The organism is Polaromonas sp. P3_C2 (assembly GCF_056402675.1).
In genome coordinates this window covers 1-1,692 of the sequence record NZ_JBFUGX010000795.1, presented here as the reverse complement: position 1 = coordinate 1,692, position 1,692 = coordinate 1, and the positions used below count along the sequence as shown (strand labels likewise).

At 60.6% G+C, this 1,692-nt stretch carries 1 protein-coding gene; it reads right to left on the bottom strand.

The window, feature by feature from the left end; all coding sequences use genetic code 11:
- Positions 1-129: 129 nt before the first annotated feature.
- Positions 130-1,281: a hypothetical protein gene (locus AC1DWI_RS22055; protein WP_477671725.1), complete on the bottom strand. Its 1,152-nt coding sequence runs from the start codon at positions 1,279-1,281 to the stop codon at positions 130-132.
- Positions 1,282-1,692 lie beyond the last annotated feature (411 nt).

The following is a 1,692-nucleotide window of genomic DNA, read 5'->3' as shown; positions in this document are numbered from 1 at the left end:
GGTCTGCAGCGTCAAGGCAGGCCTGCACCTGGGTGGGAATGCGGTGATTCAGAACGCGATTTCGGTTGCCGCCGATCCTGGTAGCCGATGGCGCGGGGATTGGCGAACCGGACGCAGAAAATTCAGGCTTCATGCCGACACCCTTTCGCCGATGCCCGGGCTAAGCCTGATCTGCGCGGGGCGTTCCGCCGGAATAGCTATGCCGCCTGGTGACCCGCGCATTGGGTTCGGTATGGTCTGACCGGATGCCGGTGCCATGGCAGAGCCGGGTTCCGGGGCGGAAATGGGTGTGCCGAAAAGTGTTGAAAACATGGCCGAATAGCCGGTCGGCGGGAAAATGGGGTTCGAATTGGCCTCAAGCCACCAGATCTTTCCGTCCGTGTCGAGCACGCCGTCGAGCGAACACAAAACAGGTGCGCTGAGTTCCTCTCGCAGCTCTGCGGCGATCCATTGGCCGGCTACTTCCAGTTGGGCTATTTGAGTCGCAGGCATGTGACGCAGGAAATTGTCTTCCTCTTCCGTAGCCGCATCCGGCGCGAAACGGCGTCCGTAGCGATAGTCCAGCCAGGCAGACATATCTGGCGTCAGTACGGTGTTCAAGTCCAGGCCCTGATAAGCAAGTGCCTGTTCCACCGCCTGCTTTTCAGGGTAGTCGGCCCAGCTTTGCTTGATGTCTTTGAGGCGCGCGTCGATCAGCTCTGCGATGGTGTCGCGCCCGTTGCCGTGTATCAACGGATAGGGATGCAACTGCGCATGGAACGCGCGCGCCCCCCAGAACCAGACCTTGATGTTCGTTCCGTGCACGAACGATTCCGCGTACAGGCTACCGGTGCTGCCCTGTTTCGTCAGCATTTGCATTCGCGCCGCATCGGGCTCCTGCCCAGGATGATAGGGGCCGGCCAGTTCCTCGCCAAAAGACCCGACCGAATGCTTGACGATGAAGGCGGCCGTCGCCTCGCCCGGCGTCGGCCACATGCGGGGCGTGGGGAGCCCGGACTCCGCCAGGCGCTTTTTGAAGACGAGCTTGTCCGAAGCGAGCGGCCAACGCAGGGGGCGGTAAGGCAGCCAGCCGATAAACCCGGTTGCCTCGCGAACCATCTGGGGGACGTGCATTAACTGACCGTCCATGCGCGCCAGGAACTGGGGATGCAGTGTGAAGTACCGGTTGCGCGCCTTCACTTCCAGCTCAAAAGTCAACACATTGAGATTGACGAGCGCGTCATGAGCCTCTGCCCAGGCCTTGACGGCGCGGATGTGGTTCATGGTGATCGCGATAAACATGGAAGAGTCTCCGGGGTGATGCTGCCTGTGGGATACCGGTCAGAAAGTGAAGGGCGTGGAGCCGCCCTGGCTGAATGCCGATACGCGCAGGGTCGCAGCGTCCATGCCAGCGGCGCTTATCAATATATCCATGCCGGTTTGAATTTGTTTAGCGATTTTTCGGCGCGTGCGGTCGGATGCAAATTTTCCTAAACAAAGTGGTAAATGTGAGGATGTATTGATGAAATACCGTTGAGCAGTTCTCCAAAGGGTTGGAGGAGGGGTGAGGGGCAGGGGCCCGAGCCGGCGGTTCACCATTAGGTAGATCACATGGTTGCGATCGTCAGCGGCAATAGCCTGGGCTTGGGTTCAACGTCATTGGCCACGCTGGGGCGAGGCGGGCTGCTGGGGGCGGCCGGCCAGGGGCGAAGC